Origin of the sequence: Streptomyces aurantiacus, assembly GCF_001418335.1 — a bacterium.
GTDB classification, from domain to species: domain Bacteria; phylum Actinomycetota; class Actinomycetes; order Streptomycetales; family Streptomycetaceae; genus Streptomyces; species Streptomyces aurantiacus.
This window is the reverse complement of sequence record NZ_LIPP01000401.1, coordinates 1-6519: the sequence shown is the minus strand read 5'-3', so window position 1 is coordinate 6519 and position 6519 is coordinate 1. Positions and strand designations below refer to the sequence as shown.

General features: G+C 71.0%; 7 protein-coding genes. 2 read left to right on the top strand and 5 right to left on the bottom strand.

Translation table 11 applies throughout. The features are described 5' to 3' along the window. The 4 genes from AOK01_RS36705 to AOK01_RS36690 all read right to left on the bottom strand — a co-directional run. Nucleotides 1-830, bottom strand: an 830-nt coding sequence (locus tag AOK01_RS36705) for an ATP-dependent 6-phosphofructokinase (RefSeq protein ID WP_055519407.1), incomplete at its 3' end; no start/stop codon positions are given. Nucleotides 831-984: 154 nt separating this feature from the next. Beyond that, the gene (locus tag AOK01_RS36700; protein WP_055519405.1) at nt 985-1710 is read right to left on the bottom strand and encodes a response regulator; all 726 of its coding nucleotides are present in this window, start codon (nt 1708-1710) and stop codon (nt 985-987) included. Next, complete coding sequence (gene macS / locus AOK01_RS36695) at nt 1707-2978, bottom strand: MacS family sensor histidine kinase (protein WP_213862202.1); 1272 nt, start codon at nt 2976-2978, stop codon at nt 1707-1709. The genes AOK01_RS36700 and macS overlap by 4 nt, the downstream gene beginning before the upstream one ends. A gap of 33 nt (nt 2979-3011) precedes the next feature. Further along, complete coding sequence (locus tag AOK01_RS36690) at nt 3012-3785, bottom strand: lysophospholipid acyltransferase family protein (protein ID WP_055519411.1); 774 nt, start codon at nt 3783-3785, stop codon at nt 3012-3014. A 173-nt stretch (nt 3786-3958) separates the two neighbouring features. Between AOK01_RS36690 and AOK01_RS36685 the strand changes: the two genes are divergently transcribed. After that, the gene (locus AOK01_RS36685) at nt 3959-4768 is read left to right on the top strand and encodes an alpha/beta hydrolase (RefSeq protein ID WP_055519402.1); all 810 of its coding nucleotides are present in this window, start codon (nt 3959-3961) and stop codon (nt 4766-4768) included. After that, a complete protein-coding gene (locus AOK01_RS36680; RefSeq protein WP_055519400.1) occupies nt 4761-5474 on the top strand; it encodes a hypothetical protein in 714 nt (237 codons plus the stop codon). Before AOK01_RS36685 ends, AOK01_RS36680 begins: the two co-directional genes overlap by 8 nt. 25 nt (nt 5475-5499) lie before the next feature. Here the strand turns inward: AOK01_RS36680 and AOK01_RS36675 are convergent, their stop codons facing one another. After that, a complete protein-coding gene (locus tag AOK01_RS36675) occupies nt 5500-6264 on the bottom strand; it encodes an endonuclease/exonuclease/phosphatase family protein (protein ID WP_055519409.1) in 765 nt (254 codons plus the stop codon). Between the last annotated feature and the right edge of the window lie 255 nt (nt 6265-6519).

The following is a 6519-nucleotide window of genomic DNA, read 5'->3' as shown; positions in this document are numbered from 1 at the left end:
CCCCCGCGCTGGACGTGCCCGAGCACCGTCGTCCGCGCCTCCTTGCCGGTGCGGCGCTCGATCTCCTTGGACAGCCACTCCCCCACACCGGAGAGCCGGACATGCCCGAAGGAGTCCAGCGAACCGTCCTTGAGGACCAGGTCGCCGTCCTTGGGCATCGCCCCCTCGGCGACGACCACGATCGGCGCGTACGACGCCTTGAAGCGCGAGGTCACCCAGGCGCAGACCTGCTCGACGTCGAAGCGCTGCTCGGGGATGAGGATGACGTTCGCACCGCCCGCGAGGCCCGAGTGGAGCGCGATCCAGCCCGCGTGGCGGCCCATCACCTCGCACACCAGCACCCGCATGTGCGACTCGGCGGTGGTGTGCAGCCGGTCGATCGCCTCGGTCGCGATGCCGACGGCGGTGTCGAATCCGAAGGTGTAGTCGGTGGCGGACAGGTCGTTGTCGATGGTCTTCGGTACGCCGACGACGGGCACCCCGTACTCGTCGGTGAGCCGCGCCGCCACCCCGAGGGTGTCCTCGCCGCCGATCGCGATCAGGGCGTCCACCTCGCACTTGGCGAGGTTCTCCTTGATCCGGCGGATGCCGTTCTCGGCTTTGAGGGGGTTGGTGCGCGAGGAGCCGAGGATGGTGCCGCCGCGGGGCAGGATGCCCCGCACGGCGGGAATGTCGAGCCGGACGACGTCGCCTTCCAGCGTCCCCTTCCAGCCGTCCCGGAAGCCGGTGAAGTCATAGCCGTACTCCTGCACGCCCTTGCGGACGATCGCCCGGATGACGGCATTGAGCCCGGGGCAGTCGCCGCCTCCGGTCAGTACTCCGACCCGCATGGAAAGTCCCTTCGCCGCGGTTGGCTGACGGGACTCACGCTAATAGTGATCCAGGTCACTTCAGCAGAGGGCGGAAGGTCAATTCCGGTGAAATGTGCGGGTGTTGATCACTCGTTGATCACTCGCCTTCACTCGATGGTGGGTATCGGTGGGTTTACGCGTCGTCGAGACCCCGCTCTATGGCATAGCGCACCAATTCCACGCGGTTGTGCAGCTGGAGCTTGCCCAGGGTGTTCTGGACGTGGTTCTGCACGGTGCGGTGGGAGATGACGAGGCGCTCGGCGATCTGCTTGTAGCTCAGGCCCTTGGCCACCAGCCGGAGCACCTCGGTCTCGCGGTCGGTGAGCTGCGGGGCCCTGGGCTCGTCGCCGCCCGTGGCGGGCCCCGGGTCGGAGGCGAGTCTGCGGTACTCACCGAGGACCAGGCCCGCGAGGCCCGGGGTGAACACGGGGTCGCCGACGGCCGTGCGGCGCACCGCGTCGGTCAGCTCCTCCGTGGAGGCCGACTTGAGCAGATAGCCGGTGGCTCCCGACTTGACCGCCTCCAGGACGTCGACGTGCTCGCCGCTCGCGGAGAGGACCAGGACGCGCAGGGCGGGGTTGAGGCCGACGAGTTCCTTGCACACCTGCACACCTGGCTTCGCGGGCAGGTTCAGGTCCAGCACGAGGACGTCGGGCCCCACTGCCTGCGCGCGGCGCACCGCCTGTTCGCCGTCGCCCGCGGTCGCGACCACGTCGAACCCGGCCTCGGCCAGGTCACGGGCGACCGCGTCACGCCACATGGGGTGATCGTCGACCACCATGACCCTGATCGGGTCCCGGTCCCGGTTCTGGTCCCGGTTCTGGTTTTGACCCCGGCCCTTGTCCTGTCGTTCGGTCATGCCTTCTCCGCCTTCCCCCGCGCGCCCTGCGGCCCCTTCGAGGCCTTCGGGTCCTGCACGTCCACGTCCACGTCCTTCGGTACTTTCAGTTCGACCTCCGTGCCCTGCCCCGGCACCGAGATCAGCTCGGCCGTGCCCCCGATCTCGCGCAGCCGGCCGCGGATCGACAGGGCCACCCCGAGGCGCCCCTCCCCCTCGGCCTGGGCGAGCCGCCCCTCGGGGATGCCGGGTCCGTCGTCGCGTACGGTCACGATCACCGCGTCCGGCTCGTCCTCGACCAGGATCCACGCGCGGGCCCGGTCGCCCGCGTGGCGGTGGACGTTGTCCAGGGCGGCACCGACGGCGGCGGCCAGTTCCCTCGCCGCCCCGGCCGCCAGCGGCACCGGGGCGCCCGGCTCGGAGAACGTCACCTGCGCGGTGGCGTACGGGGCGAGCAGCGGGCGCAGGTCGCAGGGGGCGGAGTCGTCCTGCGGGTCCGGCTCGTCCACCGCGCGCACGACGGCGCCCTCGGTCACGTCCTCCGAGACCCGCGACACGGGTACGAGGCCGCCGGAGACCAGCGTGCGCAGCGCCACCTCCTGCTCGCCGGCGAGGCGGCCCAGGTCTGCGGCCTCCCCGCCGAGGGCGGAACCGCGCCGCTGCACCATGGCGAGTACCTGGAGGACGCCGTCGTGGATGTCACGGGCGAGCCGCTCCCGCTCGCGCGTCGTCGCCTCGATCTCCAGGGCGCGGGCCAGGGTGCGCTCGGAGGCCCGGGCGACCTCGACCACGTACCCGATGGCGATGGAGGAGACCCAGACCAGCAGGACGTTGTGGAGGGTGTCCTGGCTGAGCGCGCCGCGCTGCACGACGTTGGCGACGCCGACGAGGGCCGAGGCGAAGGCCGCCCAGCGCCAGCCGCCCTTGATCGCGAACGCCAGCACGGAGCCCGCGGTCCATATCGACGGGAGGGTCGGACCGCCCTCCACGATCCGCTCGTGGGCGTCCGCGACCGGGGTGAGCAGGATGCCGGTGAGGGCGATGGTCAGGTCGGCCGCGAGGAAGCGCTTGGTGCAGCCCGCTGCGTTCGCGACCCGGGGCAGCGTCGCGAAGGTCCAGACGGTGAGCACCACATAGAAGCCGATGGCCACTTCGGGTCGGACGAACTTGTCGTAGTGCGTGACGAAGAGGCCGATCGCGTAGAACAGCGTCAGGACGCGGTACCCGGTGAGCGCGCGCCACAGCGGCTGCTCGACCGACATTCTCATGACTTTCTCGCGCTTGGCCATGTCCCCCACTACCCCATCCCACGGCGGCCGCGTCTAGGAGCCGGCCTGCTCCTTGTCGGCCTGCTCCTTGTGTCCCGGCTCCTTGTGTCCCTGGTCCTTCTGCGCCTGTTCCTTCTGCGCCTGCTTCTGTGCCTTCGCCGCCTCCGCGATCTGCCGCTTGGCGGCCGTCGCGTACATGTCGACATACTCCTGGCCGGAGAGCTTCATGATTTCGTACATGACCTCGTCGGTCACCGCGCGCAGGACGAAACGGTCATGCTCCATGCCGTTGTAGCGGCTGAAGTCCAGCGGCCTGCCGATACGGATACCCGGGCGCATCAGCTTGGGCATCACCTTGCCGGGCGGCTGGATCTTCTCGGTGTCGATCATGGCGACCGGGACGACGGGCGCCCCGGTGGCGAGCGCCACGCGCGCGAGGCCGCCGGGCTTGCCCCGGTAGAGGCGGCCGTCGGGGGACCGCGTGCCCTCCGGGTAGATGCCGAACAGCTCACCGCGCTCGATGACGTCGACGCCGCTCTTGACCGCCGCCTCACCCGCGCCCCGCCCGCCGGACCGGTCCACCGGCAGCTGGCCGACGCCCTTGAAGAAGGCCGCCGTCATCCGGCCCTTGACGCCCGGCGTGGTGAAGTACTCGGCCTTCGCGATGAAGGTCACCTTGCGGTCGAGGACCGCGGGCAGGAAGAACGAGTCCGAGAACGACAGGTGATTGCTCGCCAGGATGACCGGGCCTTCGGCGGGAACGTTCTCAAGGCCTTCCACCCAGGGCCTGAAGGCGAGCTTGAGGGGCCCTCCGACGAAAAACTTCATTGCGCCGTAGATCACCCGAGTGCCTCCCGTATCTGTCGATCAGACCTTAACCCGGGGCACTGCCAATGGGCCCGACGGCCCTGGTCGGTGTCAGTGCCGTCGCGTACGGTGAAGTACGCCTCGAAGCTTCGGGGTGATCGTCGCGTCGCCCTTGAACGAACAGGAGACCGAAGGTGCCGGTCCTTCCCGGAGCTGAGCCTTTCCACCACGAGGGCGGAGAGGTCGGGGTCCTCCTCTGCCACGGCTTCACCGGTTCCCCGCAGTCGCTGCGCCCCTGGGCGGAGTATCTCGCCGAGCGCGGTCTGACCGTCGCGCTGCCGCTGCTCCCCGGGCACGGCACGCGCTGGGAGGACATGCAGCTCACCGGCTGGCAGGACTGGTACGCGGAGGTGGACCGCGAGTTGCGCGCCCTGCGCGAGCGCTGCTCCCAGATCTTCGTCTTCGGCCTCTCCATGGGCGGCGCGCTCGCCCTGCGGCTCGCCGCGAAGCACGGGGACGAGGTCAGCGGCATCGTGGTCGTCAATCCGGCGAACAAGGTGCACGGCCTCACGGCGTACGCCCTGCCGGTGGTCCGGCACTTCGTCAGGACGGTGGCCGGCATCACCAGCGACATCGCCAAGGACGGCGGCATCGAGATCGGCTACGACAAGGTGCCCCTGCACGCGGCCCACTCGATGCGTAACTTCTACCGGCTGCTCGACGGTGAACTGCCGCAGGTGACCCAGCCGATGCTGCTCCTGCGCAGCCCGCGGGACCATGTCGTGCCGCCCGCCGATTCGGCTCGTGTCCTCAGCCGGGTGTCGTCCGTGGATGTGACGGAGATACTTCTGGAACAGAGCTACCACGTCGCGACGTTGGACCACGACGCGGACCGGATCTTCGAGGAGAGCTTCGCCTTCGTCTCCCGGCTCGCACCCGCTGCCGGCAAGGAGGCCGGCGCGGGCCAGGCGGGTCAGCAGGAAGGGACGGCCACTGGTGGCTGAGCACGACGCGGACCGTGAGCCCGACGAGAGGGACGCGCTACCCGAAGGGGAGCAGCAGGGCCCGTCGTTCGACGAGGCGGCGGCCTGGGATGCCATCGTTGCGGGGTACGGCGACGAACCGCCGGACCCGCCCGGTGCCAAGCCGTTCAAGTCGGTGGAGGACCTGGCGCTCCTGGAACCCGAGACGAACGACGCCGGCGGCGGCAGCGGCTCGGGCGACTCCGACACGAAGACCGCCGGGACACCCAAGGGCGCCAAGGGTGCCAAGGGGCAGAAGGGCGGTACGGGGCACAAGGGCGGTACGGACGCCACGGACCCGGAGGCCGAGGCGGACGACAAGCCCGCGACCGAGGCCGAGAAGCCGCTCGGCAGTTCGGTCGCGTTCGCGCCCGGCGTCGGCGGTCCGCGCGACTACGCGGCGCCCGACCCGGCCGAGGAGGACTTCGACGAGGACGACGAGGGCCACTTCGTGCCGCCCGAGCCGCCCCCGCTGCCCACCGGGGACGCGACGGCCAGGTTCGCCTGGCTGGGCGTGATCGGCGGCCCGCTGCTGCTCCTGCTCGCGGTCCTGCTCGGCTGGGAGATGACGTGGTGGCTCACCACGCTCGGCATCGGCGGCTTCCTCGGTGGTTTCGTCACGCTGGTGGCGCGGATGCGCGGCGACGAGGAGGACGAGGACGACCCGGGGCGCGGCGCGGTGGTCTGAAGACGGCGGAATCATACGACCGGCATCAGGCGGCCGGGATTCTGAGAGCGGCCAGGACCGGGAGGTGGTCCGTGGCCGCCCGCAGATCCGCCTCGGTCACTCCGGGGTGCCCCACGGGCACGCCGCAGCCCAGGATCTCCACGCCCGCCGTGGCGAAGAGCGCGTCGATGCGCTGGTGAGGCCTGCTGGGCGTGGAGGTGTGCTCCCCGCCCCAGGGGGCCGCGGCCCAGCCGTCCCGCAGCTCCGCCGCGAGTCGCCCGAACGTGCGGCCGTCCGGGCGCTCGTTGAGGTCGCCGCCCACGACGGCGTACGGGGTGTCCAGTGCGGCGAGGCGGTCGAGGAGCATGCCGCCCTGCTCCTGGCGCTCGTCCTTCTGCAGGGAGAGATGGCAGCTCAGTGCGCCGAGGCGGGCGCCCCCGAACCGTACGACCGCGGTGGCGAAGCCGCGCCGGTGCAGGCCCGGGGTGAGCGGGAGCAGCACGTCCTCGGTGCGCTCGACCGTGGCGCGCAGGGAGCACAGGAGGGCGGGTCCTGACGCGGTGCCGCCGCCGGAGAGCAGGACCAGTCCCGAGGCCGCCGCCAGGCGGGCCAGCTTCTTGCGCCAGCGGAAGAAACGGGGGGCTTCCTGGACCAGGACGAGGTCCGGTTCGCAGGCGGCGATCACCCGGGCGAGTGCGGCGGTGTCGTCCCGCATGGACCGGATGTTGTAACTGAGGACCCGGATGACGGCCGAACCGTCGGACTCGGTCCGTGAGTTGGGCAGCGGACTGGCTGCCGGGCTGGTCGGCATGGTGATCAAGATATCGGGCGCCGGGTTCGCCTTCATCCTTTTCCACGACACGGTCCCCGACGGCGGCTGCGGCTGCGGCTGCGGGCCGGACTGTGGCTGCGGGCCGGTGGGGGCCGGTCGCGCAGTTCCCCGCGCCCCCGAAGACGGAAGCTGGGGCGCAGCCCCGCTTTCAGGGGCGCGGGGAACTGCGCGACAAGCCCCCACCGGCCGTCAGCCGACCGACACCCCCAACGACCCCCGTCGCAACGCCAACAC

Excerpts from the sequence above, each read along its gene's own strand:
- AOK01_RS36700 (WP_055519405.1), bottom strand. The coding sequence starts at position 1,710 with ATGACCGAACGACAGGACAAGGGCCGGGGTCAAAACCAGAACCGGGAC.
- macS (WP_213862202.1), bottom strand. The coding sequence starts at position 2,978 with ATGGCCAAGCGCGAGAAAGTCATGAGAATGTCGGTCGAGCAGCCGCTG.
- AOK01_RS36675 (WP_055519409.1), bottom strand. The coding sequence starts at position 6,264 with ATGCCGACCAGCCCGGCAGCCAGTCCGCTGCCCAACTCACGGACCGAG.
- AOK01_RS36690 (WP_055519411.1), bottom strand. The coding sequence starts at position 3,785 with ATGAAGTTTTTCGTCGGAGGGCCCCTCAAGCTCGCCTTCAGGCCCTGG.